This is a genomic window from Bacillus sp. PS108 (assembly GCF_037963335.1).
GTDB lineage: Bacteria > Bacillota > Bacilli > Bacillales > Bacillaceae > Bacillus > Bacillus subtilis.
The window spans coordinates 3955569-3980805 of sequence record NZ_CP150155.1; the positions used below are offsets into that span (position 1 = coordinate 3955569).

The window sequence follows — 25237 nt, forward strand, 5'->3', positions numbered from 1 at the left end:
TTTTCAAGATAAAGCAAGCAGCGCTTCTTTTGTCTGCACTTTACCGATCTCTTTCACCGGCGAAAATGAATATTGGTCTGTGTTGGTCACGATCACCGGGGTAATGACGTCATATCCCGCGGCTTTGATTTGCTCCAGATCAAAGGACACGAGCGGATCTCCCGGTGCGACCTTGTCGCCTTCTTTGACGTGAGCCGTGAACCATTGCCCCTCCAGCTTCACTGTGTCCAATCCAATGTGTATGAGTATTTCAGCTCCCTGATCACTCGTAATGCCAATTGCGTGTTTTGTTTTAAAAACGGTGGTAACGCTTCCACGAACAGGCGAAACAACTTCTCCTTCTTCAGGCTCTATGGCAAATCCTTTTCCCATGATCCCGGCAGAAAACACTCCATCATTGACTTCACTTAATGCTTTCACTTCTCCCTTAATCGGGCTGTGAATGATCTCTCTGCTGCCTTCATGCACTGCCGGCTGCTGGCTGCCGTCAGAAGGCACATCCTCGAATCCAAGCAAATACGCAGCTGCTGTTCCCGCCGCAAACGCAATCACAAGGCCGATCATCGCGTAAATAAACGTTGGGCCAATAAAGACAGGGATGCTCGGGAGACCTGCATTCCCCCCGACGATATAGGAAGCAACACCCGTCATGCCGTAAAACGCGCCACCGGCTGCACCGCCAATCAAAGCGGCCGCAAACGGCTTTTTCAATCGCATATTCACGCCGTACATCGCAGGTTCTGTGATCCCCATCAGCGCCGTGATGCTTGTGGTAAGCGCGAGTGATTTAAATTTTTTGTTTCTGGAGCGAAGGAAGACGGCAAATGATGCTCCCGCCTGCCCCATATTCGCCAAAAACATAGCCGGCAGTAAATAATCGTGGCCGTTTTGAGCGATGTTGTTGATCATGATCGGCACAAAGGCATAGTGCATGCCCGTCATAATGATTAAAGAGAATGTACCCGCCAGCAAAATCATTGCCACAAGCCCTGCATGATCAAACAAATAATTGACCCCAGAAGACAAGTATTCTCCTAAAATAGCGCCAAGCGGACCGACTGTAATCAATGTCAGCGGCACGACAATCAATAGCGTGAATGTCGGAACCACAATCAATTTGAGAGACGAGTGTGTAAAACGGTCAATCCATTTTTCTACGTACGAAGCAATCCAAATCGCCAGCAAAATTGGGATGACCGTTGACGAATAAGTGGCAGCGGTTACAGGAAGCCCGATAAAGGAAATCGGTTTCCCCGCATCGAGCAGGGCTGTCAAATCCGGATGCAGAATCGCCGCCGCAATGGCTGCCGCTACGTACGGATTGCTTCCGAATTTTCTCGCCGCACTCATCGCTAGCAGGAGCGGCAGGAAGTAGAACGCGCCGTCACCGACAGCCGTCAAAATGACATGAACCTGGCTCTTCTCCGCCATCCAGCCAAACGTAACTGCCAGCGCAACAAGACCTTTGATCATCCCCGCTCCCGCAATCGCAGGCAGAATCGGGGTAAACACACCAGAAATCACATCAAAGACCGCACTCAGCACATTCTTTTTCTGAGAGGATGAACCAGCGCTCTTCTCATCACTGAGATTGCTGTGCCGCACAATCGCCTGATACACCTTCGGCACATCGTTTCCGATAATGATCTGAAACTGCTCGCCGCTAATATTGGTGCCCATCACTCCAGGCAGCTGCTCCAGCTGACTGCGATCCACCTTCGAATTGTCATGAAGATTAAAACGCAGTCTTGTCATGCAGTGAATCACGCGCTGAACGTTGTCTTCACCGCCTACGAGTTGTAATATGTCCTTCGATAATTTATCATAATCCATGTGTATACCTCCTTTTTATGGGGGGACTGCTGGAAGAAAGGTGGCCGCCTTTCACCAGCTTTTTTTCTATCAAATGCTGCATCACCTCCTAAAAGAGAATAAAAAAAACCTAAATGACACAGATTGCGAGAGTCTCCTCCTGCACCTGCACCATTTAGGTTTTGCCTGCTTTCACAGTAACAATCCTGACGGGTCGTTTTATTCGTTTATAGGTATACTTTAGCACTATATTCGCGAGATGTCAACGCTTTCATTTTTGGTTTTGACTAGGAGTATCGGTTCTAGTATAAAGACAATTATAAAGATTTAAACTCATTATTAACTACAATAAAAATTATTGTAATTAATAAACCTTGAAAGGCATTTTTCCAATCAAGGTTAATAATCGTCATTCATCGTTTAAATTTTATTTAAAGACTTCTTTATTTGTACTATTACAGTTTTTAGCCATTCAATTGGTTCTAAATTAAACGCAGGAAAATACACTCCATCTGCACAAGATTGAATGTAATCATTTTTCTCATTATCTGAGTGCTCACTTTCAAGAAAATCCGTTAAAAAAACAATTGCATACTCCAAATATTCTTTACTTTCCTCTGCTAATAACTCTTGTAAAGCATCATCGGGAGATTCAATATCCTGATGGAATGTTCCAGCCAAAAACTGAAAAACCGGGTCATCTTGCTTATTGATCGATAACATGTCATCTCGCTCCTTTTCTATTAATCGGGGTAACCAGTTAAGATGAAATTTCCTTTTCCATCTTTCTTTAAAACGATTCTAGCATTAGTTCTATTTTCCACTGTTTTAGAACCTCTTTTTACTCCACGTCCAATAACTTCATCTCCTTTATAACCCAAAACTAAAGTGGACTTACTTTTAGGATCATTTAACCAAGATTGGATTATTTTTTTGTTACCTTTATCGTTTAAGACCTCGCTAGCTACTTTCTCCGCTATAGCCCTATTTATAAAAGTAGAAGAACCAGAAATTTTGGGATTACTTTTTATTCTATCTAATAGTTCTTTGTCAGTTTTCCCAATATGTCTCTCTATTAAATGTCCACCTTTTAATTCGTGAGCAGCTAAACCACCACCAGGTGCCAGAGAACTTTTATCTCCTTCTTTAACATTATTTCTCGTCTTAATATCTGTATTAATGCTCGGAATTCTCTTAACTTCTTTTTCTGCCTTACTCCATACAAAAACATATTTTCCAATCTTAGCAATAGGAATAATAAAAAGAGTACTCAACATTCGTTCATCAACCGGAATTTTTTTATAGGTTTCTGGGTCTTCACCAGTTGCTGCTCGAATTCCATCATTAACGACAAAAAATTCACCTGTTAGATCCATTACTTTTCCTAAACCAGGTACTTCTTCATCAATCTTTTTTGCACCGACAGCACTTTTGCCGTCTGGAATCGTTTCAACTATTTCAATATTAGGTTTACCATTTTTAAGGTATCGACGAACGATTTGGCCATTTTCGTAGATACTGTATACTCCGCCGATATAGTTAATATCCGCTTGATCCTTCACAGATTCATCAGCAACATCTACACGTTGAATCACTTTCCAGCCCTTAACGTTATAAAGTTTACCATTTATTACTCGAATATCTCCAGCTACTTTTGGGGATATCTTAGCTGCTTCTTTTTGTAATACAGTTACATTACTGTCATCACCATAAATCTCACGCTCGATCTTCTGTTGCTTGTCATCCTTCATCACGGTATCAACGTTGGACTGCTCATGTTTCTCCAGCTTTTTCAACATCAACTCCATCGGTGAATCATCAGGCTGCTTCATTTGCGAGTTAATCGCACCAAAGGTTTTGTTGATCTTTTCTTCTTCCTGTGATTTCAAGATGGAGCCGGTTTTGTATCCTGTGATTTCAATTTTCGGACCGGTGTACATGGTTTCGAGCTGATCAATATATTTTTTCATCGTTTGAAAATCTGATTTTGCCGTTTCCAGTGCTTGAGTTTGCTGGCCGTCAAATTGAAAGAGCTTATTCAGAGTGTCCGAAATCAGTCGCTCAGCCTGTTCTGTTTCCATCCGGAAAAAGGAGTCATTGACTGTCGGCAGGCTGACGATGTGGTCGATAGCTGATGTCTGGCGATTCACTGCGTCAGTGAGCTGTTCTGTCACTTCTCGTGCATGCTTGACCCCGTGTTTCGCGTCGTGTGAGAGAAAAGCCTCTGCGATCATGCCGTGGGAGTCAGATTCTACAGAGGAAATCGCTTGCTGTGTTTGTTTCAGCACTTTTTTGTATTCGTCAATAAACATGCCAAAGAAAAGGAGAAAAGGCTTATGACACTCCTCGTAAAAAGTCCGGATCGCATCTCCGCCTTTTCCTTTTAGCGCATCCTTCTTGCCTGCCAGATGCTCAACGCTTTTTTCCAGCTTCTCCAGCTGCTGTTTTTGCTTGTCCAGTTTCTCAATGGTATGCTGAATGCCCTCGTGAAGAGCGTGGACATCTAATGTTTTCAATCCCTTGTCCTCCCGCGCTTTATTTCATGGAAGATGATATGTTTTCGTCCGTTTCCTTCATGGCGTTTACCGCGCTTTCCGTTTGTGCGATATGCTTGGCCAGAACAGACGCATATGCTTCAGTGAGCTCTTTGATGTCCTTATTTAATTGCTCGATGGACTTCACAACATTCAAATGGTTTCTGCCTGAGAGATGGCCGGGTAAGGAGGACTTGAGTTCAGCTGAATTCTTGAGCTGAGAAAGCCCTTGCTTCACTGTGCCATACACCATTTTAATTTCCTGTGCCATTTGTGCTCACCTCACTTTTTATGTTTTCCCTTCTCTATTTCATGCTCTATCCTCGTAATTTGGCGTCTTATGGAATAGACATCGCCCTCTAATGAGTGGATTTTTCCTTCTATGCTTTCGATGATTCCGCTGACTTGATCGCTTTTGATTTGCTGATATGCTTTGTTCATTCCTTCACGAATATCTTCAAACCGCTGAGCATGTGTTCCTCTCCATGCCTCCCGGTTAAGATGAGGTCGGTGAATGAGATGCTGGGCCTCGGAGAATTCGTGTTTGATTTGCCTAATTTCGTGCAGCACTCGTTTTAATTGATGGATCTGTTCCTGTTTTTCATGTAAGTCGGCTTTTACCGAATGTAACAACATTTCACTATGCATGCCGCAACACCTCATGTTTCTATCAAACTGTGTCAATTCTTTACAATACAGACTATTTTCATATTACATGATGGATCATATTGGATAAATAGGTAAAAAGGTTTGTCTTGAGGAACTTTATCCCGGTTCTAAATAGCTAAAAATTCAATTTCATAACTTTTTAAGAGGGAGAATCATCATAATAGGGACTTTTCGTTTAGGTCTTGAACCCCGCTATCACTTCTGTTTTTTCTCTCGCTCAACCATTTCTTATAGTCAATAAAGCTCATAAAAAAACACCTTCCTACGAAGGCGCCTTCTCCATCTTATTTAGATCCCCATACAGCCTCACCGCTGCCATTTAACACACTAAACGTCATGACGTTCTTCTCTCTCACCGAATCCCACTGGCGTAAAAATACCCCGTTATACTTCTTGCCCGCTAACGTGATGTCGGCTGTGTTTTTTCCGGTTTTCTGCCATGTTCCGGTCATTTCCCCGGAAATGGTGTGGTTTTTGTTGAGCTGGATGTTGATGGTTTGTTTGATGTCGGCTGAGATGTCTTTTCCGTGCTGGATAAGTTTGTATGTTCCTGTGATGTCTTTTTGTTTTACTTCTTTCAATGTTTCGCCCGCATAACGATATGGTGCTGCTACCGGCCAGCCGTCTTTGTTCATGAACAATTGGTGGACTCTGACTTCGTGTTCTTCACCCCTGCCCGGGAAGCGGGTGTGGAAGATTAAATAGGAACGCCCGGTTTTCTCGTCATAATATGCGGAGTTGTGGCCTGGTGAGACGTACCCGGTGCCTTTTTCATTTTCTGTTTCAAAAGTGTAGCTGCCCATGAGTTTGACGCCGTATGGTTCGATGGAACGGTCGTCGAAGAATGTGCCTTCTTTGCCGCGGACGTCGAGCATTGGATTGCCTTCTGCATCATAGTAAGGGCCGTCTGGTTTCTTGGAGCGGGCCACACGGATGTTATAGCCGCCTGTTGCATCGAGACCGCCATATGATAAGTATAAGTAGTAGTATTGGGTGTCTGGATTGTAGAGAACATACGGGCCTTCGATTCTGCTGTGGTTGCCGCCGAGCAGTTTTTTGCCGTAGCCCTGCCCAGGAAGCGGGAAGCCCGTTTTCGGATTCATTTCAAGTATGAAAATGCCGCCTGAGTATGATCCGTACACCATCCACAGCTTTCCGTCTTTATCAAAGAAGGTATGCGGGTCGACGACATTCGGATGTTTGGTTGCGTCATACGGTGTTCCATCGCTGCTTGTGCCTTCCATTCCTGATTTCAAAAAGATGCCTTTGTTTTTGTATGGCCCTTCGATGTTGTCAGCGACGGCAACACCCATGGCGGACCTAGGCGAGTCGCCGCGGCAGGCGTTGTAGTACATGTAGTATTTGCCGTCCGCCAGCTGCGTGACGTCAGCCGCCCAAAGAGTATCGGATTGCGCCCATTCGAAGGTTTCTTTTAATTCTTCATAGACATTCGGGATAAGTGGGTTGTCATTGCTTACGCTGGTGGTCAGCTGCTGCCATTGCATGAGGTCATTCGATTTAGCTGAAGCGAGATGAGATCCAAAAACATAAAAAGTGCCGTTTGTTTCAATGATGGAAGGGTCATGGACGCTGACTTCTTTAAATATAGGTTTTTGTGCATAGACGGAGTTTGGGAGGGTGAAGGCCATGATAAGAGCTGCAAGAAAACATACAAAGAACAATCGGTTGAACATCTAAACAATTCGCCTCTCTTTTTTATTAAATTTTAAACGCTTACATTTCTCTATGAAGATACCCCGGCCTATTAAAACAGCCGAATGTTTTCATATTCAAACAGATAGGTGATTTCTCACTTCTCTTACATAGTCAGACTGATGTCTGTCTGTTTTGCGCAGAACTTGTTGCTTGCATATCCTCTCCTTCATAGTTCAACTCTTTTGCTGTTTCTCCTTCTTCAATTACTTCTGTTTCTACATTTGCGTACGTAATGAATACCTTGTCCAGCCTTGTGAAGTCGTCGACTTTTCTCCGGTAACTACGCCTCTTTTGGGCACTTTACCCTCATTGTCAGCAATATGACAGCGGCCGCTTCCACTCCTGTCTGGCCATCATGTGCAATGTGCTGAAAGAAAACCCGTCCCGCATTCTCTGTCACACTATTACAATAGCAATCTAACTTGTTAAAGACTGTAAAAAATCTTTTGACTTCTGCTGCTGAACCAATTAATATAATACTCAGTTAATAGTTATCAGAATTTTTAGGAATTGAGTGATTCATATGACACTGCATAAAGAGCGTCGGATCGGACGGCTGTCTGTTCTCCTGCTGCTGAATGAGGCGGAAGAGAGTACGCAGGTTGAGGAGCTGGAGCGAGACGGATGGAAGGTCTGTCTTGGCAAGGTAGGATCAATGGACGCGCATAAAGTAGTAGCCGCAATTGAAACCGCTTCCAAAAAGAGCGGTGTCATTCAATCTGAGGGTTATCGGGAGTCACATGCGCTTTATCATGCGACGATGGAGGCTTTGCATGGCGTGACCAGAGGTGAAATGCTGCTAGGATCGCTGCTTCGGACGGTGGGCTTGAGGTTTGCCGTTTTGAGGGGAAATCCTTATGAAAGTGAAGCGGAAGGCGATTGGATTGCTGTCTCGCTTTACGGAACAATCGGGGCGCCGATTAAAGGTCTTGAGCACGAGACATTCGGTGTTGGAATTAATCACATATGAAACAGCCCATAGATCTTAGACGATAGGGGGCTATGCGTGAAAACAGAAGTTCACAGCATAGCTCCTTTTTGTATGGGTGCTTTACCAAAGTAAAGAAAAAGGAGTTGGGCTTATGGTGACTTTAGACGGTTCTTCATTGACAACAGCCGACGTCGCTCGTGTGCTGTTTGATTTTGAGGAGGCAGCGGCTTCTGAGGAAAGTATGGAGCGCGTGAAAAAAAGCAGAGCGGCAGTGGAACGGATTGTACGCGACGAAAAGACAATCTACGGCATCAACACCGGATTTGGCAAATTCAGCGATGTCCTGATTCAGAAAGAAGACTCGGCGGCGCTGCAGCTGAATTTAATCCTTTCTCATGCCTGCGGAGTCGGCGACCCTTTTCCTGAGTGTGTTTCCAGGGCAATGCTGCTTTTGCGCGCCAATGCGCTGTTAAAAGGCTTTTCCGGTGTACGCGCTGAGCTGATCGAACAGTTGCTTGCTTTTTTAAATAAACGCGTCCATCCTGTCATCCCCCAGCAGGGATCACTTGGCGCAAGCGGAGATCTGGCGCCGCTTTCCCACCTGGCGCTTGCGCTGATCGGGCAAGGAGAGGTCTTTTTTGAGGGGGAAAGAATGCCGGCAATGACAGGCTTGAAAAAAGCCGGTATTCAGCCGGTAACGCTGACATCCAAGGAAGGGCTTGCCTTGATTAACGGGACTCAGGCCATGACTGCAATGGGAGTGGTCGCCTACATCGAAGCTGAGAAACTAGCCTATCAAACAGAGCGAATTGCCAGCTTAACGATTGAAGGTTTGCGGGGAATTATCGATGCATTTGACGAGGATATTCACTCAGCACGCGGCTATCAGGAGCAGATCGATGTCGCAGAACGAATTCGCTTTTATCTATCTAACAGCGGCCTGACAACCTCCCAGGGAGAACTGCGGGTTCAGGATGCCTATTCATTGCGCTGTATTCCGCAAGTACACGGTGCGACTTGGCAGACACTAGGCTATGTCAAAGAAAAATTAGAGATTGAAATGAACGCTGCTACAGACAATCCACTCATTTTCAATGACGGTGACAAAGTGATTTCCGGCGGAAACTTTCACGGACAGCCAATCGCCTTTGCCATGGATTTTCTGAAAATCGCAATATCAGAGCTTGCGAATATCGCAGAGCGTAGGATCGAACGACTTGTGAATCCGCAGCTGAATGACCTGCCGCCGTTCCTGAGCCCTCATCCCGGTCTGCAATCCGGTGCAATGATCATGCAGTACGCCGCGGCCTCACTCGTTTCTGAAAATAAAACACTGGCCCATCCTGCAAGTGTGGATTCCATTCCGTCATCCGCCAACCAAGAGGACCATGTCAGCATGGGAACCATCGCCGCTCGGCATGCTTATCAGGTGATCGCAAATACAAGGAGAGTCATTGCGATCGAAGCCATTTGCGCATTGCAGGCTGTTGAATACAGAGGCATAGAACATGCAGCGTCCTATACGAAACAGCTTTTTCAAGAAATGAGAAAAGTCGTGCCGTCCATTCAGCAGGATCGTGTTTTTTCCTATGACATTGAACGCTTGACTGACTGGCTGAAGAAAGAATCTTTAATACCTGATCATCAGAATAAAGAACTAAGGGGGATGAACATATGACTGATGTAAAAAAATCAATCCGTGCCAACAGAGGAACAGAGCTTGAATGCTTAGGATGGGAGCAAGAGGCAGTGCTTCGGATGCTTCGAAACAACCTTGATCCAGAAGTCGCCGAGAAGCCGGAGGACCTCATCGTATATGGCGGGATTGGCAAAGCCGCACGGGATTGGGACGCTTTTCACGCCATTGAGCATTCCTTGAAAACATTAAAAAATGATGAAACATTGCTCGTGCAATCCGGAAAGCCCGTTGGCATGTTCCGTACACACCCGCAGGCCCCTCGCGTGCTCCTAGCAAATTCTGTTCTTGTTCCGAAGTGGGCAGACTGGGAGCATTTCCACGAACTTGAGAAAAAAGGGTTAATGATGTACGGACAGATGACGGCTGGCAGCTGGATTTACATTGGCTCACAAGGCATATTGCAAGGAACCTATGAAACCTTCGCTGAGCTGGCGCGACAGCACTTCGGGGACAGCTTAAAAGGAACGTTGACGCTGACAGCGGGTCTCGGCGGAATGGGAGGCGCCCAGCCGCTGTCAGTCACGATGAATGAAGGCGTCGTGATTGCCGTCGAGGTTGACGAGAAACGCATCGACAAGCGGATCGAAACAAAATACTGCGATCGAAAAACAGCATCGATTGAGGAAGCCTTAGCTTGGGCTGAAGAGGCAAAGCTGGCAGGAAAACCTTTGTCCATTGCACTTCTCGGAAACGCAGCTGAGGTGCATCACACACTTTTGAACCGAGGCGTCAAAATTGATATTGTGACAGATCAGACATCTGCCCATGACCCTTTAATCGGTTATGTTCCCGAGGGCTATTCCCTTGATGAAGCTGACCGTTTGCGTCAAGACACTCCAGAGCTTTACGTGCGCCTTGCGAAGCAAAGCATGAAAAAACATGTCGAAGCCATGCTGGCCTTTCAGCAAAAGGGCTCTATTGTATTTGACTACGGCAACAATATCCGGCAAGTCGCAAAGGATGAAGGGCTGGAGAATGCCTTCGATTTTCCGGGGTTTGTCCCTGCCTACATCCGCCCCTTATTCTGTGAAGGAAAAGGGCCGTTCCGCTGGGCGGCGCTTTCCGGAGATCCGGCAGATATTTACCGTACGGATGCGTTATTAAAAGAGCTGTTTCCGACAAATAAAGCCCTTCACCGCTGGATTGATATGGCACAGGAAAAAGTCACCTTCCAAGGCTTGCCGTCCCGTATCTGCTGGCTTGGATATGGAGAACGAAAAAAGATGGGCCTCGCCATTAACGAGCTGGTTAGAAGCGGGGAGCTAAAAGCGCCTGTCGTTATTGGGAGAGATCATTTGGACTGCGGGTCTGTCGCCTCTCCAAACCGGGAGACAGAAGCGATGAAGGACGGAAGTGACGCTGTTGGTGACTGGGCTGTGCTAAATGCGCTTGTCAACACGGCGGCGGGTGCAAGCTGGGTTTCTTTCCACCATGGCGGCGGTGTCGGAATGGGCTATTCCCTGCATGCCGGCATGGTTGCAGTGGCCGATGGAAGTGAGCTGGCTGACGAGCGGCTCGCGCGGGTCTTAACGAGCGACCCAGGAATGGGCATTATCCGTCATGCGGATGCGGGTTATGAACGTGCCGTTGAAGTAGCGAAGGAACAGGACATTATCGTGCCGATGCAAAAATAAAGGAGTGATGACATGCCAAAGCAAATTGATACGATTCTCATCAACATCGGTCAGCTTTTGACGATGGAAAGCAGCGGTCCGCGGGCAGGCAAAAGCATGCAGGATCTTCATGTGATCGAAGACGCTGTTGTCGGCATCCATGAACAGAAAATTGTGTTCGCCGGACAAAAAGGGGCTGAAGCCGGTTACGAGGCAGACGAAATCATTGACTGTTCGGGACGCCTTGTAACGCCCGGCCTCGTTGATCCGCACACCCATCTTGTATTTGGCGGATCTCGTGAAAAGGAGATGAACCTTAAGCTTCAGGGCATTTCATATTTGGATATTCTGGCGCAGGGCGGCGGGATTCTGTCTACAGTCAAGGATACCAGGGCGGCTTCAGAAGAAGAGCTGCTGCAAAAAGCCCATTTTCATCTGCAAAAAATGCTGTCCTACGGCACAACCACAGCAGAAGTGAAAAGCGGCTACGGCTTGGAAAAAGAGACAGAGCTCAAACAGTTGCGTGTCGCAAAAAAACTGCATGAAAGCCAGCCTGTTGACCTTGTTTCCACATTTATGGGGGCCCATGCGATTCCTCCCGAATATCAAAACGATCCAGATGAATTTCTGGATCAAATGCTTTCCCTTTTGCCGGAAATCAAAGAGCAGGAGCTCGCCAGCTTTGCTGATATTTTTACAGAAACAGGCGTTTTTACAGTCAGCCAATCCCGCCGTTATTTACAAAAAGCAGCTGAGGCAGGCTTCGGATTAAAAATACACGCAGATGAAATCGATCCGCTTGGAGGTGCTGAATTAGCAGGTGAGCTAAAGGCCGTCTCAGCCGACCATTTGGTAGGGGCATCGGACGAAGGCATAAAGAAATTGGCTGAGGCAGGAACGATCGCCGTCCTCTTGCCGGGCACGACATTTTATCTTGGCAAAAGCACATACGCCAGGGCAAGAGCTATGATTGATGAAGGGGTATGTGTCAGCTTGGCAACGGATTTTAACCCTGGCAGCTCGCCGACTGAAAATATCCAGCTGATCATGTCGATTGCCGCGCTTCATCTGAAGATGACTGCAGAAGAAATATGGCACGCGGTCACAGTCAATGCCGCATATGCCATAGGAAAAGGAGAAGAAGCCGGTCAGCTCAAAGCTGGCCGCTCAGCTGATCTTGTCATTTGGCAAGCCCCGAACTATATGTATATTCCGTATCACTACGGGGTCAATCATGTACATCAAGTCATGAAAAATGGAACAATTGTTGTCAACAGGGAGGGAGCCATTCTTGGATAAGTACCCTTTTCTCAGAGAGGCCGGATCTTCGTTTAAAGACCGGGATGTCACAAAAATGAGCGACCTGATCGCAACATGGGACGGCCAGGACATTAAGGGACCGGCGTTGATAGGTGTCCCCCTATCAAAATCCTCCATCAGTCATTCAGGCGCTTCCTTTGCACCCGGAACAATACGCCAGGCTCTGAAACATTCATCAGCCTATTCTGCTGAGCTTGGAGAGCACGTCGTATCAGAGCTTCTATATGACCTGGGGGATATCGATATTCATGTCACTGATATCGTAAAGTCACATCATCACATTTTCCAAACCATGCACGCTCTGCTTTCGGATCATCCGGATTGGGTGCCGCTCATACTTGGGGGAGATAACTCTATCAGCTACTCCACAATAAAAGCGATAGCACAAACAAAAGGAACGACAGCGGTGATTCAATTTGATGCCCATCACGATGTTCGCAATACGGAGGACGGGGGGCCGACAAACGGCACCCCCTTCCGCCGCCTTTTGGATGAAGAGATCATTGAAGGTCAACATTTGATCCAGCTGGGTATCAGAGAATTCAGCAACAGCCAGGCCTATGAAGCATATGCAAAAAAACATAACGTGAACATTCACACGATGGACATGATCCGGGAAAAAGGACTAATCCCAACGATAAAAGAGATTTTGCCTGTTGTTCAAGATAAAACAGATTTCATTTTTATATCTGTTGACATGGATGTCTTAGACCAGTCCCATGCACCCGGCTGTCCAGCGATTGGCCCGGGCGGCCTCTATACAGACGAATTGCTTGAAGCAGTCAAGTACATCGCACAACAGCCCAATGTTGCCGGGATTGAAATTGTTGAAGTCGACCCTACCCTCGATTTTCGAGATATGACAAGCAGAGCTGCAGCTCATGTTCTGTTACACGCATTAAAAGGAATGAAACTCTCCCCATTCAAGTGATCTTCTGGCAGGTTGTATTTTGGGTATAAGAAACTCATCTGCCTAAGGAATGGCAGCTAAAAGGAGGGCGAGACAGTGAATCTTCAGGAGAACAGCAGCCAACAGCTAAAACGCACAATGAAAAGCAGGCACCTATTTATGATCTCATTGGGAGGCGTCATAGGCACAGGACTTTTCCTCAGTACGGGCTATACGCTACATCAAGCCGGACCCGGCGGTACGATACTCGCTTATGTAATCGGCGGGTTGATGATGTACCTCGTCATGCAATGTCTCGGCGAATTGTCGGTTGCCATGCCGGTGACCGGCTCTTTTCAAAAATATGCTACAACATTTATCGGTCCATCTACCGGTTTTATGGTCGGCATCATGTACTGGATCAATTGGGTGGTGACGGTAGGCTCTGAGTTTACCGCATCCGGTATTCTCATGCAGCGCTGGTTCCCTGACAGCAGTGTATGGATGTGGAGTGCGATTTTTGCAGCCCTTCTTTTTATATGCAACGCATTTTCAGTTAAGTTATTTGCGGAAACTGAATTTTGGTTTTCCAGCGTAAAGATTGTCACCATTATTTTATTTATCATTTTAGGAGGAGCCGCCATGTTTGGCCTGATCTCTTTAAACGGAACGGCGGATGCTCCTATGTTGTCAAACTTCACAGATCATGGCGGGTTGTTTCCAAATGGCTTTCTCGCCGTTTTTATCGCGATGATATCTGTGAGCTTCGCCTTTTCCGGTACAGAGTTAATCGGCGTTACAGCAGGAGAATCAGCAAATCCTCAAAAGGATATACCGCGATCCATCCGTAATGTCGCATGGAGAACCGTGATTTTTTTCATTGGCGCTGTCTTCATATTATCCGGGTTGATTTCATGGAAGGACGCAGGCGTGATTGAAAGCCCGTTTGTCGCCGTATTTGCGGAGATCGGAATTCCTTACGCTGCTGATATTATGAATTTCGTAATATTAACAGCCTTGCTGTCTGTCGCCAACTCAGGCTTATATGCTTCGACCCGTATGATGTGGTCTTTAGCAAATGAAAACATGATCAGCTCCCGTTTTAAGAAAGTGACATCTAAAGGCATTCCTTTAAATGCCTTAATGATCAGTATGGCTGTATCTTGTTTATCTCTCGTTTCCAGTATCGTGGCCCCTGGAACTGTCTATGTGGTGATGGTAGCAATTGCTGGATTTGCAGGAGTCGTGGTCTGGATGAGCATTGCCTTGTCCCAACTCTTGTTTCGAAAGAGATTTTTGAAAAAAGGGGGGGATGTAAAAGATCTGACATTTCGCACGCCGCTTTATCCTCTTATGCCTATAGCCGCTCTCTTATTATGTTCTGCTTCTTGTATCGGTCTTGCTTTTGATCCCAATCAAAGAATCGCACTTTTCTGCGGAGTTCCTTGTATCATCCTTTGCTATCTCATCTACCATTTCAAAAGAAATGTTACAAAAGCGAAAAAAATCAGCCAAGAGGAATATCCAGCCGATCACATCCTATAATTAAAAAAGCACACCCCGCTCAGCATGGGATGTGCTTTATTTTTTATTCTGTAATTAACGTATGAATCAGCTTCGGCGCCTTCGCTTCCGCGGCGATGCGGATGTTGTCATAGACTTTTGCGATGACTTCATCGACGTTTTCTCGGTTAGCGTAAAGCGTTACGAGCGGTTCCCCTTTTTCTACTTTGTCGCCGACCTTTTTGCGGAGCATGATGCCGACGGCTAAATCGATTTCGTCTTCTTTTGTGGCGCGGCCGGCACCTAACAGCATCGCCGCGACGCCGATTTCGTCCGCGACGATTTCGGAGACGACACCCGCTTCTTTGGCAGGCACATCAATTTGATATGCGGCTTGCGGAAGCTTAGACGGATCGTCAACAATTGAGCTGTCGCCGCCTTGGTTTTTCAGGAAATCCTTGAATTTCTCAAGCGCTTTGCCGTTTTTCATGACTTCTTCCAGCTTCGCTCTCGCTTCGTCCAATGTATCGGCTTTTTTCGCAAGCACAACCATCTGGCTGCCGAGCGTTAAGACAAGCTCATGAAGATCCTCAGGCCCCTCGCCTTTGAGTGTGTCGATCGCTTCTTTGACTTCAAGCGCATTTCCGATCGCAAAGCCGAGTGGCTGGGACATGTCTGAAATGACAGCCATTGTTTGACGGCCGACGTTATTTCCGATGCGTACCATCGCTTTGGCAAGTTCAGCTGCGTCTTCTTCTGTTTTCATGAAGGCGCCCGCTCCCGTTTTTACGTCAAGCACGATGGCGTCCGCCCCGGCAGCGATTTTTTTGCTCATAATCGAGCTTGCAATGAGCGGAATGGAATTGACCGTTCCCGTTACATCACGAAGCGCGTACAGTTTTTTATCAGCCGGCGTTAAATTGCCGCTTTGGCCGATGACCGCAACCTTGTCGCGGTTCACAAGTTTAATAAATTCATCCTTCGTCAGTTCCACGTGGAAGCCGTCGATTGCCTCTAACTTATCAATCGTGCCGCCCGTATGGCCGAGGCCGCGGCCGGACATTTTGGCAACCGGCACGTCAAGAGCCGCAACAAGCGGAGCGAGAACGAGTGTTGTCGTGTCGCCGACGCCGCCGGTGGAGTGTTTATCCACTTTAATTCCTTCAATGGCAGAAAGATCAATCGTTTCACCGGAGTTCACCATAGCCATCGTCAAGTCCGCGCGTTCACGGTCACTCATATCCTGGAAGAAAATCGCCATAGCAAGCGCGCTTGCCTGATAATCAGGAATGCTTCCGTCTGTATAGCCGTTCACGAAAAATTGAATTTCTTCAGTGGTGAGTTCTTTTCCGTTTTGTTTTTTGATGATGATATCTACCATTCTCATGTTTGGTCACCGATCCTTTTCGATTAAGTTCAGTAAATCAAGCCCACAATTGCTGCTGATAAAAAGCTGACAAGCGTAGCACCGTATAATAATTTCAAGCCGAAACGAGCGACGACATTTCCTTGCTTTTCATTCAGTCCTTTTACGGCACCGGCAATGATTCCGATTGAGGAGAAGTTCGCAAATGACACAAGGAATACCGATACGATCGCTGTTGTACGGCCGCTGAAATGGAAACCGTTTTGCGTAAGCGACGTCATGGCGACAAATTCATTCGATACCATTTTTGTTGCCATAATGCTTCCCGCATTAACAGCTTCATTCCATGGGATACCCACAAGAAAAGCGAATGGAGCAAACACATATCCAAGAATGCCTTGGAACGAAATACCGAATACTGCATTAAAAATGCCATTGATCAAGGCAATAATCGCGACAAATCCAATCAGCATCGCAGCGACGACAACCGCTACTTTGAAACCGTCAAGGATGTATTCTCCGAGCACTTCGAAGAAGGATTGTTTTTCTTCTTCCTCAACACGAAGCATATCCTCTTCTTTTGCAACCTCGTACGGATTAATAATAGAAGCAATTATGAAACCGCCAAATAAGTTCAAAACCAGCGCTGTTACAACATATTCCGGTTTCAGCATTGTCATATACGCGCCGACAATCGACATTGATACAGTTGACATCGCAGATGCGCAAAGCGTGTACAAGCGCTGCTGATTTAAAAGACCGAGTTCTTTCTTCAAGGAGATAAATACTTCTGACTGCCCTAAAATCGCAGAAGCCACTGCGTTATACGATTCCAATCTTCCCATACCGTTTACCTTGCTGAGGGCAAGGCCGATATATCTAATAATAAACGGGAGGACTTTCCACTTTTGCAGAATCCCGATCAGAGCGGAAATAAACACGATTGGCAAGAGAACATTCATAAAGAATGTCGTTTGGTCCGCATTCACCAAGCCGCCAAACACAAAGTTGATTCCCTCTGCCGCGTATTCAAGCAGATAACCGAATCCTTTTGCAAATCCTCCCACGAGGAAATTCCCTATTCCGGTATTGAGGAGAATGTAGCCAAGAATAAATTGCAAAATGAGCATAACAACAATTGGGCGGATCTTAATTCTTTTTTTGCCGCTGCTCGCGATCCACGCGAGGCCTAAAAACACGAGTAAACCGATAATCCCAATCAAATACTTCATATGTGTTTCTCCTTTATTTGTATTCGCTTACAATTACTGTTTCCTCAGAAAACGGAAAGCAGTCTGCCTTCCGTCAGCTCTTAATAGTTGTCTCCGCCTGATGCATTTTCTCCTTTTACGATAGAAACGCCTGCGCTGGCGCCAATTCGGCTTGCTCCGGCCTCTACCATTGTGTCTACATCTTCTTTCGTTCTGACGCCGCCAGATGCTTTCACGCCGATATCAGGTCCTACTGTTTTGCGCATTAAGGCGATATCTTCCTTCGTTGCGCCGCCTGTAGAAAAGCCTGTTGATGTTTTTACGAAATCCGCTCCCGCAGACACCGCTAAACGGCATGCACGTTCTTTTTCTTCATCAGTCAGAAGGCACGTTTCGATAATGACTTTGACAAGCGCTTTTCCGGCTGCAGCTTCCACTACACCGCGGATATCAGCTTCCACCACATCGTCTTCCTTGTCTTTTAAAGCGGCAATATTAATGACCATATCCACTTCAGTGGCGCCTTTTGAAATGGCGTCTTTTGTCTCGAACGCTTTTGTTTCAGTTGTATTGGCACCGAGCGGGAAGCCGATGACCGTACAAACGTCGACTCCAGTTCCCTTAAGCTCTTTTGCAGCAAGCTCCACCCATGTCGGATTGACACATACTGAAGCAAATTTATATGTTTTCGCTTCTTCAATTAGTTTTAGAATGTCCGCTTTTTGTGTATGCGGTTTCAAAGCTGTATGATCAATTATGTTGGCTAATGACATCCTTCGCACACTTCCTTTTTTGTTAAGATATTTTTTAGCATAACCGACTTTTGAACATATGTAAATTGGTAATTGAAATTTTGTTCAACGAAAGGTTTGAACGTGTCACAAATCATTAACAAGCGCCCTCGCGGTATGCTGGTCAATGATTAAAACGTTGGCATATTTTCCGGTTAATGCTCCGTGAATGGAAGATACTTTTCTGCTTCCGCCGGCAACTAAAATGGAGCGTTCCTTCAGTCTAAGGTCTTGAAGCTCAACACCGATGGTCCGGTCATTGATGGCGCTGCTGCAAATATTCCCTTTCGCATCAAAAAAGCGTGAACAAATATCCCCCACGGCCTGTTTTTTCAGCAGGGCTTTCTCTTCTTCGTTAAAATATCCGAGCCGGAACAACAGCGCTTCATCACGGACAGTCCCCACCGTGAAGAGAGCGATATTCGCCTGCTTTCCCATCTCGATGATCCGCTCAATATGACGGTCTTTCTCCACCATTCGCTTCACATCCGCATTATCAAACACGACGGGAAGCGGGAGATAGCGCGGCATCGTTTGAAAAGCCTCTGCAAACAGCTGAATCGTTTCAGCCGAATACGTGTTTACCCGGGAATGGCTGATGCCGCCTTTCAGCTGGACGACCTCGACGCCTTTTACCTGCTTCGGCTGCATGTTTTGCGCGATTTGATACATGGTGGTTCCCCAGCTGACGCCGACAATGTCGCCGTCTTTTACCGTTTCATGCATATATTCTGCACCATAGCGGCTTAGGTCATGTGTAATTCCTGCATAATCGGGTGTCGGGGAAAACACAACATGCGCCTCGAGGAGCCCGTATTTCTCTTCAAGTATGGAACCGAGCGCATCCAAATCCTCAAAAGGGTCCATGACGCGAATCTGGACATACCCTTTTTCCTTTGCATATTGCAGCAGCCGGGAAACGGTTGGCCTTGAAATGTTGAGCTGCTCAGCAATTTGCTGCTGACTGTAGTCAGACTGATAGTAAAGCCTTGCCGCTTCTATGCTTAATTGTTGTTTTTCCCGATCCATTCTGCACCTCCCTGTGGATCAGTCCTGATAAAACTGCTTTTGATTTGCTTTTATTATACAGGCTGGCGCCGGCTTTCATCCACCTGATTTCTAAGAAACTGAAAAACGCTCTGGGCGCGGACCTGCCCAGAGCTTACTTCTCCCAGGTCATATGCTGATAAATGCCTTTGATAATGGCGTACATTCCATATAGGATCAGGCCTAATGCCAATATAGACAGAATCAATTTGCCATGCGGCTGCTGCGCGAGTTCGGCGAGCGCGCCGTCAAAGCCTCTTGTGTCGTCGGGATCAGCGGTCATGGCTGTCTTGATGAGAAAATAGCCGATGGCTGAGAAAATAATGGCGCGGGCGATATTGCCTGCGCGCCCGGTGTTTTTCGTGATGCATATCATCTGTTTGTTCATTTTTGATGTATCGAATTCTTTCATAAAAGCAGCCCGAACGCCTTTCATAAATTGAACAATCGCAAATACGATAAAACCCGCACCCGTAAGCCCTGTGAGCCATTGGCCGAATGGCTGCGCCAATACATAAGCGGACCACGTCTGTTCTGAAGTGCCGCCGTCCCCTTGGCCAAACACAAATCGCAAGGCATTCCAAGCGATGGATGTATAAACGGCGGCACTGAAAAAGTTTCCTATTCTCCGTGACAGGCCTCGCCTGCTGTTTCCGTGCCCCTCCGTGTCCTTGATTGCGCTTAACACCATCCAGCTTACATAGCCGATAAGGCCGATGCCTATTAAAAAAAGCAATAGTGACCCATACGGCATGCGTGATAGCGTTTGGAGAGCTCCGCTCGAATCTTTGGCGCGGCCTGCCCCGGCAGCCGTCATAAAAGCCAAAACCCCAAGCAGAATAAAAACGCCGCCGAATGCAAAATAACCAAGCCTCCCGAATCGTTTGATCCAAGGCTTGGTTTCCTGTTTTATTTTTGACATGTACCGGTCTTTCACCGCCATGTGTCCAACCCTCTTTCACAGAAATCTTTACTGTAACATTCCCGATTGGACAAAGTTGAAACAGCTTCTGCCTCAGCTATGGCCGGCTGAGATACGTTTTTGCTGATTAGCTGATTGTGCAGGTGTCATCCAAGCAGCCGCTGCGGCAGCTGTGACTCCGCCTGCTAATTTCCCAATGATCATGGCCGCCGCCATTTCTTTTTTCATTCCAGCCACAAAACCGAGGTGGCTGCCGAGTACAAAGGCGCCGCTGACCGCAAACGCGACATTGATGACCTTTCCTCTCGGCGTCATATCCTTTAATGAAGCCAGCATTGGGATATGGTGCGCCAAAGAGGTCACCAAGCCTGCTGTTGCTGTCTCATCTAAATGAAGGCATTTCCCCAGAGCCTTTAGCGGTTTTTTAAAGGTTTTTGTAATAAAAGCCGTCATCGGAAATGCCCCTGCCAGAGCAATGGCAATGGTCCCTGTCGTTTGTATCCCTGTCTCGACATTCTCCATTCCCGGAATCAGCACAATGCCTGTCAGCGTTTCAACGGAGACAGCCGCAAGCCCGATAATCGCAACCACACTGACCGCTTTCCCGAAGAGATGAAACAACCGAATCATACTGTCGGTATACCGCCATAATCCAAAAGCGATCACAGCAGATAACAGACTCGGGATCAGAAGGTTTTTACCTATCATGCCGATGTCAAAGCCCGCGCATAATCCGCCGATGAAACAACCGATCGGCACTGTGCACAGCCCGATTAATATGCCTTTCGCAAAATACGGATGATCCTCTTTTTCGATGATGCCAAGAGCGACGGGAATTGTGAAGACGATTGCCGGTCCCATCATTGTTCCTAAAAACACCCATGAAAACAGCCCGGCCTCCGGATCTTTCGCCATTTCTCCAGCCAGCGCATATCCTCCCATATCAATCGCCAAAATGGTGTTCGCAAAGGAAGAAGGGTCCGCGCCAATCGCTGTGTAAAACGGAGCAACAATGGGAATCAGGATTGCTGCCAGCACGGGCGCCAGCGACACAATTCCGATCATGGACAGCGCCAGCGGCCCCATAGCCTTAAACCCGGCCGCAAACCGCTCGCCTAGCCCCCATCTGTTTCCCAAACAATAATCCGCCGCTCCCCATAGTAAAAAGGCAGCCAAAATGAATACAACCGCGTCATTCACCGTCATGGTTTTCTCCTTTTTCAAACATATGATTGGTTTTATCATATCATCTGAAATCACCGAATAGAGTTGATCTTATTCAATATGAGCTAAAAATTCTTTTATATCGGCTTTTTCAACGGCTGTTATGATGCTCCGCGCTTTTTCTTGCGGGACCGTTAATGTCAATTTTTCTATTATGTCTTCTTCAGACAGCTCATTTCCTGGCGCCCCTTTTGGGCAGTCCACACGCGCTTCGCAAATCCGGCCGTCTGATAAATAGGCCCGGACAATCGTAAAACGGCCTTTTGGAACGGCACGGGGAGCCGGCTGAGTAGCATTGTCATATACGCGCTGAATATGCCCTATTGTCGTTTGAATGCCGTTTGGGATCGGCTGGCTGTTGAAATGTTCAACGGTCAGGTCGTGTCCGTGCAAAGCAAGAGCAATCACATATTCAACGCTGAAACGGCCTTCCTCTCCAGTTTTTGGAGATCGTTCCGTCAATGCAGCATCTCCGCCTGGCGGAAATATCACTTCAATACGTTCGGTATTGGCCGCAGAAATGGTTTCTTCGGAGATAAGCTGTCGTACCGCATCTGCAGCATGGTGTGCCGCGGAACAAAATGGATAGATTTTAAACCATAGACCCGGCTGCACAATTCTCCACGGTGCCCCCCAATCGTTTAGCAAAGTGTGTTGTGCTTTTTCAACGTCACCGTACAGACTGAAGAAACCAGTTTCTCCATCAAGTGCCGTGCGGGACCCGCCAAATTCTGATTGGGCCAGCTTAACGGCCAGCAAGCCAGCCTGAGCCGCCAGACCGGCGTGCAGCGGTTTCATTTCTGTTCCAAATTGCACCCTCATCCCAGCAGATTGCGTAGCCGCAAAACCAATTGCTTTTTCCAACTCTTCCTGAGTCAGCTCCTCAGCATAACCTACGGCGCAGGCAGCAGCGATGGCACCAAGCGTTCCTGTATTATGCCAGCCCTTTTCATAGTGGCGGCTGCCAATTGATTCTCCCAGCCGTGCCATCACTTCAACACCAACAACATAAGCGCCAAGAAGCCGCTCGTTATGTCCGCGAGCGGCAGATGCAATAAGGGCCGGTACGATGACTGCACTGGGGTGTCCTCTTACATCGGAGTGGACATCATCAAAATCCAATGCATGAGCGATAAATCCATTGAGCATCGCGGATTGTAATGGCGCGGCCTTTTTGCCCTGTCCGATAATAGGAACAAGAGGCAGGCCTCCTTCATCCTCTATCAGCCGGAGCAGCTTTTGAATTCCTTTATCTTCTCTTCCTGCGAATGAAGCGGCAGTAAAATCAAGTAATCCCTTTTTTGCTTCGTGAATCGCGTCAACTGAATGCTCAGGTTGTGACGTTCTCACAGCCGCTGCAAGACCTGCTGTCAGCCCTTGTTTGCTCATTTGATGGTCTCCAATACAATAACCGCCAGCTCCGCAAAGTACTGAGAGGCAACCGTAAGGGCTTCTTCATCCAGTGTAAAGGCCGGATGATGCCACTCCTCCGTCCCGTTCGTTCCCATCCAGACAAAAAATCCCGGAATCTTCTCTTGATACAGAGCGAAGTCTTCTCCGCCCGGAGACTGCTCAGCGTGAACGGTTTGATAGCCAAGCCGTGCCGCAGCTTCGGATGCCGCATTCAAAAATGTGCCGTCATTCTGAACGGAAGGCAAATAAGGAAACCACTTGAATTCTGCTTGTGCCCCATAGCCCGCTGCAATTCCTTCAGCCACTCGTCTCATATGCTCCGGAACAGCCTGCCTCGCTTCTTTTTGAAAGGTTCGAACCGTTCCCTCCATTTCAGCTTGGTCTGGAATTACGTTCCACGAGGTGCCCGCCTGTACTCTTGTGATACTGACGACTGCGTTTTGCAGTGAGCTGATATTGCGGCTGACCACAGATTGCAGCCCGCTGATGATTTGTCCGGCTGCAGCGATTGGATCAATACTGTTATTTGGGATGCCGGCGTGCCCGCCTTTCCCTTTGATGACGATCTCAAATCGGTCAACACTTGCCATGAGCGGACCTTCCTTTACACCAATGGTCCCGACAGGCAGATCCGGCTTATTGTGCATGCCGAAAATCGCAGAAACGTCATTAAGTACGCCAGCTTCTAGAACCTTTCTTGCTCCTGCGGCAATTTCTTCGGCCGGCTGAAAGATAAAGCGGACTGTACCTTTCAGCTCGGCCTTTCTTTGATTCAGCAAAATCGCTGTGCCAATAATAGAAGCAGTATGAAAATCGTGTCCGCACGCATGCATTGTGCCATCAACCTTAGATGCAAACGGGAGATTCGTCTGTTCTTGGATCGGGAGCGCGTCAATGTCCGCTCGTATTGCTATCACGGGGCCGTCTTCCCGTCCTTTGATTTCTGCAATCACGCCAGTCTCCAATTGAGGAACATCAAGTATTTCGATTTGCTCCTCCTCAAGCCAGCGGCGGATTTTTTTCGTCGTTTCAACCTCTTGAAATGACAGTTCAGGATGTTCATGAAGATCACGCCGCATATTGATTAAACGGGTATAAAACGCTTTGTCGGCCATTGTTCTTCTCCCCTTCTTATATAAGCTCTGCAGGCTCTCCCACCTGCTTGATAAATCGTTTCGTCCGTTCGTTTTTCGGATGGTCAAACAGTTCCTCTGGCGTTCCCTGCTCGATAATATGGCCGTCTGCCATAAAAATCACTTTATCAGCAACCTCTTTTGCAAACGCCATTTCGTGTGTAACAATGATCATCGTTGTTTGTTTTTCCGCAATGGACTTGATGACCTGAAGCACCCCTGTGACGAGCTCAGGGTCAAGCGCTGACGTTGGTTCATCCAGCAAAATCGCATGCGGATTGACCGCAAGCGCCCGCGCGATGCCGATTCGCTGCTGCTGGCCGCCGGACATTGTGATCGGATAGCTATCAGCCTTATGCTCCAGACCGACTTGTTTCAGAATCTCCATTCCAATACGTTTCGCTTCGTCGCGTGGTTTATGTTGAGCCACGATTAAAGCTTCTGTAATGTTTTGCAGAGCCGTTTTATTTTTAAACAGATTGTAGTTTTGAAAGACCATGGCCGTTTGCTGGCGAAGCCGGTGTGCTTCTTTGCGTGTAAATTTTTCCGCGTTCAGTTTGGCTTCTCCGATTTCAATGAGGCCTTGATCCGGACGTTCTAATAGATTCAAGCACCGGAGAAGCGTTGATTTTCCGGAACCGGACGGACCGATGATCGCCACCACTTCTCCGCGCTTCACTTCTAGATCGATTCCATCTAGCACGACGAGATCTTTAAACGCTTTGCGAATATTTTTTACTGTTATCAACTGATTTCACCTCTAAGTCCGGTATGGCTTGCTCATGGCGCGTTCAAACAAGTCCTGCAACATGCTGTAGATCATGGTAAGAACCCAATAGACGATCGCAACCGCCAAGTACGTCTCAAAATATTTGAGGTTTCCTGAAGCGTACATCTTCCCTTGGGCGAACATCTCCATGACCCCTAATGTAAAGGCCAGTGACGTTTCTTTCAGGAGCCCGATAAATGTATTGCCCGTTGCCGGAATCGCATTTCGGATCGCTTGCGGCAAAATAATCCGTCTGTATGCCTGAAATTTTGTCATACCGACAGACAGGCACGCCTCCAGCTGCCCGTCATCAACAGAATTGAGGGCAGCCCGGAAGATTTCTGCCAAATATGCTGCATTTTTTAAGCTTAACCCGATGATAGCGGCTGTGAGAGCTGTCATTTTGCTCATCTCTGGAAATAGCTGCGGCAGCCCATAATAGATTAAGAACAGCTGCACCAGTGTCGGCACGCCTCGAAAAAAGGATATATACAGCTTTGACAGCTGATGAAGCACTGGAATTTTGTTCTTTGTAATGAGTGCGAGAATAAGTCCTCCGATAATGGCAAAAATCATAGCCGCTATGGCCATAAACAACGTGATCGGAAGGGCCTGAATTAAAGTCGGGAACGCTGATATCATGAATTCCCAATCAATCGTGTTCATTCTGGTGAT

The 25237-nt window shown here is 47.1% G+C and carries 22 protein-coding genes and 1 pseudogene; 6 read left to right on the plus strand and 17 right to left on the minus strand.

The window, feature by feature from the left end; translation table 11 throughout:
* Positions 1-3 precede the first annotated feature (3 nt).
* The 7 genes and pseudogenes from bglP to NSQ16_RS20570 form a co-directional block, all read right to left on the minus strand.
* The gene (bglP, locus tag NSQ16_RS20540; protein WP_230488704.1) at positions 4-1833 is read right to left on the minus strand and encodes a PTS beta-glucoside transporter subunit IIABC; all 1830 of its coding nucleotides are present in this window, start codon (positions 1831-1833) and stop codon (positions 4-6) included.
* A 399-nt stretch (positions 1834-2232) separates the two neighbouring features.
* Positions 2233-2535 (minus strand): contact-dependent growth inhibition system immunity protein, encoded by a 303-nt coding sequence (locus NSQ16_RS20545; protein ID WP_230488703.1) that lies wholly within the window; start codon positions 2533-2535, stop codon positions 2233-2235.
* Positions 2536-2555: 20 nt separating this feature from the next.
* The gene (locus tag NSQ16_RS20550) at positions 2556-4328 is read right to left on the minus strand and encodes a T7SS effector LXG polymorphic toxin (RefSeq protein WP_230488702.1); all 1773 of its coding nucleotides are present in this window, start codon (positions 4326-4328) and stop codon (positions 2556-2558) included.
* A gap of 19 nt (positions 4329-4347) precedes the next feature.
* The gene (locus NSQ16_RS20555; protein ID WP_003218942.1) at positions 4348-4617 is read right to left on the minus strand and encodes a YwqI/YxiC family protein; all 270 of its coding nucleotides are present in this window, start codon (positions 4615-4617) and stop codon (positions 4348-4350) included.
* Positions 4618-4628: 11 nt separating this feature from the next.
* Positions 4629-4994, minus strand: a complete 366-nt coding sequence (locus NSQ16_RS20560) for a DUF5082 family protein (protein ID WP_230488701.1) — start codon at positions 4992-4994, stop codon at positions 4629-4631.
* 305 nt (positions 4995-5299) lie between these two features.
* Entirely contained in the window at positions 5300-6709 is a 1410-nt protein-coding gene (gene abnB / locus NSQ16_RS20565; protein ID WP_230488700.1) for an arabinan endo-1,5-alpha-L-arabinosidase AbnB, read from the minus strand.
* Between the two features lie 133 nt (positions 6710-6842).
* Positions 6843-6947, minus strand: a pseudogene (locus tag NSQ16_RS20570) (hypothetical protein); the annotation flags it as partial.
* 307 nt (positions 6948-7254) lie between these two features.
* Here NSQ16_RS20570 and hutP point away from each other — a divergent pair.
* The 6 genes from hutP to NSQ16_RS20600 all read left to right on the plus strand — a co-directional run bounded on the left by hutP (position 7255) and on the right by NSQ16_RS20600 (position 14728).
* The gene (hutP, locus tag NSQ16_RS20575; RefSeq protein WP_003243875.1) at positions 7255-7701 is read left to right on the plus strand and encodes a hut operon transcriptional regulator HutP; all 447 of its coding nucleotides are present in this window, start codon (positions 7255-7257) and stop codon (positions 7699-7701) included.
* 112 nt (positions 7702-7813) lie between these two features.
* Complete coding sequence (gene hutH, locus NSQ16_RS20580; RefSeq protein WP_032676948.1) at positions 7814-9340, plus strand: histidine ammonia-lyase; 1527 nt, start codon at positions 7814-7816, stop codon at positions 9338-9340.
* Positions 9337-10995 carry a urocanate hydratase gene (hutU, locus tag NSQ16_RS20585; RefSeq protein ID WP_003227141.1) on the plus strand — a complete coding sequence of 553 codons (1659 nt, stop codon included), beginning with the start codon at positions 9337-9339 and terminating at the stop codon, positions 10993-10995. Before hutH ends, hutU begins: the two co-directional genes overlap by 4 nt.
* Before the next feature lie 12 nt (positions 10996-11007).
* Complete coding sequence (gene hutI, locus NSQ16_RS20590) at positions 11008-12273, plus strand: imidazolonepropionase (protein WP_046664027.1); 1266 nt, start codon at positions 11008-11010, stop codon at positions 12271-12273.
* On the plus strand, positions 12266-13225 hold the full coding sequence (hutG, locus tag NSQ16_RS20595) for a formimidoylglutamase (RefSeq protein WP_003243908.1): 960 nt from the start codon (positions 12266-12268) through the stop codon (positions 13223-13225). The genes hutI and hutG overlap by 8 nt, the downstream gene beginning before the upstream one ends.
* A gap of 75 nt (positions 13226-13300) precedes the next feature.
* Positions 13301-14728 carry an amino acid permease gene (locus NSQ16_RS20600; RefSeq protein WP_003227134.1) on the plus strand — a complete coding sequence of 476 codons (1428 nt, stop codon included), beginning with the start codon at positions 13301-13303 and terminating at the stop codon, positions 14726-14728.
* A 43-nt stretch (positions 14729-14771) separates the two neighbouring features.
* Here the strand turns inward: NSQ16_RS20600 and NSQ16_RS20605 are convergent, their stop codons facing one another.
* From NSQ16_RS20605 to NSQ16_RS20650, 10 genes are all read right to left on the minus strand, one after another.
* On the minus strand, positions 14772-16073 hold the full coding sequence (locus tag NSQ16_RS20605; RefSeq protein ID WP_003227132.1) for a pyrimidine-nucleoside phosphorylase: 1302 nt from the start codon (positions 16071-16073) through the stop codon (positions 14772-14774).
* Between the two features lie 29 nt (positions 16074-16102).
* The gene (gene nupC, locus NSQ16_RS20610) at positions 16103-17284 is read right to left on the minus strand and encodes a nucleoside permease NupC (RefSeq protein WP_003227130.1); all 1182 of its coding nucleotides are present in this window, start codon (positions 17282-17284) and stop codon (positions 16103-16105) included.
* Between the two features lie 80 nt (positions 17285-17364).
* Entirely contained in the window at positions 17365-18036 is a 672-nt protein-coding gene (gene deoC / locus NSQ16_RS20615) for a deoxyribose-phosphate aldolase (protein ID WP_003227127.1), read from the minus strand.
* Between the two features lie 105 nt (positions 18037-18141).
* Complete coding sequence (gene deoR / locus NSQ16_RS20620) at positions 18142-19083, minus strand: DNA-binding transcriptional repressor DeoR (RefSeq protein WP_003227124.1); 942 nt, start codon at positions 19081-19083, stop codon at positions 18142-18144.
* 133 nt (positions 19084-19216) lie between these two features.
* Entirely contained in the window at positions 19217-20044 is an 828-nt protein-coding gene (locus tag NSQ16_RS20625; protein WP_003227122.1) for a DUF1206 domain-containing protein, read from the minus strand.
* Positions 20045-20116: 72 nt separating this feature from the next.
* Positions 20117-21229: an ethanolamine utilization protein EutH gene (gene eutH / locus NSQ16_RS20630; RefSeq protein WP_032676947.1), complete on the minus strand. Its 1113-nt coding sequence runs from the start codon at positions 21227-21229 to the stop codon at positions 20117-20119.
* 69 nt (positions 21230-21298) lie between these two features.
* Entirely contained in the window at positions 21299-22636 is a 1338-nt protein-coding gene (locus NSQ16_RS20635; protein ID WP_003227118.1) for an MmgE/PrpD family protein, read from the minus strand.
* A complete protein-coding gene (gene sndB, locus NSQ16_RS20640; protein WP_003227116.1) occupies positions 22633-23775 on the minus strand; it encodes an N-acetyl-sulfur-metabolite deacetylase SndB in 1143 nt (380 codons plus the stop codon). Before sndB ends, NSQ16_RS20635 begins: the two co-directional genes overlap by 4 nt.
* A gap of 16 nt (positions 23776-23791) precedes the next feature.
* Positions 23792-24541 carry an amino acid ABC transporter ATP-binding protein gene (locus NSQ16_RS20645; RefSeq protein WP_014478463.1) on the minus strand — a complete coding sequence of 250 codons (750 nt, stop codon included), beginning with the start codon at positions 24539-24541 and terminating at the stop codon, positions 23792-23794.
* A 12-nt stretch (positions 24542-24553) separates the two neighbouring features.
* A complete protein-coding gene (locus NSQ16_RS20650; protein ID WP_003227111.1) occupies positions 24554-25228 on the minus strand; it encodes an amino acid ABC transporter permease in 675 nt (224 codons plus the stop codon).
* Positions 25229-25237 lie beyond the last annotated feature (9 nt).

Coding starts and splice junctions, on each gene's coding strand:
- NSQ16_RS20605 (WP_003227132.1), bottom strand. CDS start 16,073: ATGAGAATGGTAGATATCATCATCAAAAAACAAAACGGAAAAGAACTC.
- abnB (WP_230488700.1), bottom strand. CDS start 6,709: ATGTTCAACCGATTGTTCTTTGTATGTTTTCTTGCAGCTCTTATCATG.
- NSQ16_RS20635 (WP_003227118.1), bottom strand. CDS start 22,636: ATGAGCAAACAAGGGCTGACAGCAGGTCTTGCAGCGGCTGTGAGAACG.
- NSQ16_RS20625 (WP_003227122.1), bottom strand. CDS start 20,044: ATGGCGGTGAAAGACCGGTACATGTCAAAAATAAAACAGGAAACCAAG.
- hutP (WP_003243875.1), top strand. CDS start 7,255: ATGACACTGCATAAAGAGCGTCGGATCGGACGGCTGTCTGTTCTCCTG.
- hutH (WP_032676948.1), top strand. CDS start 7,814: ATGGTGACTTTAGACGGTTCTTCATTGACAACAGCCGACGTCGCTCGT.
- nupC (WP_003227130.1), bottom strand. CDS start 17,284: ATGAAGTATTTGATTGGGATTATCGGTTTACTCGTGTTTTTAGGCCTC.
- deoC (WP_003227127.1), bottom strand. CDS start 18,036: ATGTCATTAGCCAACATAATTGATCATACAGCTTTGAAACCGCATACA.
- sndB (WP_003227116.1), bottom strand. CDS start 23,775: ATGGCCGACAAAGCGTTTTATACCCGTTTAATCAATATGCGGCGTGAT.
- NSQ16_RS20560 (WP_230488701.1), bottom strand. CDS start 4,994: ATGCATAGTGAAATGTTGTTACATTCGGTAAAAGCCGACTTACATGAA.
- bglP (WP_230488704.1), bottom strand. CDS start 1,833: ATGGATTATGATAAATTATCGAAGGACATATTACAACTCGTAGGCGGT.
- hutI (WP_046664027.1), top strand. CDS start 11,008: ATGCCAAAGCAAATTGATACGATTCTCATCAACATCGGTCAGCTTTTG.
- hutU (WP_003227141.1), top strand. CDS start 9,337: ATGACTGATGTAAAAAAATCAATCCGTGCCAACAGAGGAACAGAGCTT.
- NSQ16_RS20650 (WP_003227111.1), bottom strand. CDS start 25,228: ATGAACACGATTGATTGGGAATTCATGATATCAGCGTTCCCGACTTTA.
- NSQ16_RS20555 (WP_003218942.1), bottom strand. CDS start 4,617: ATGGCACAGGAAATTAAAATGGTGTATGGCACAGTGAAGCAAGGGCTT.
- eutH (WP_032676947.1), bottom strand. CDS start 21,229: ATGACGGTGAATGACGCGGTTGTATTCATTTTGGCTGCCTTTTTACTA.
- NSQ16_RS20545 (WP_230488703.1), bottom strand. CDS start 2,535: ATGTTATCGATCAATAAGCAAGATGACCCGGTTTTTCAGTTTTTGGCT.
- deoR (WP_003227124.1), bottom strand. CDS start 19,083: ATGGATCGGGAAAAACAACAATTAAGCATAGAAGCGGCAAGGCTTTAC.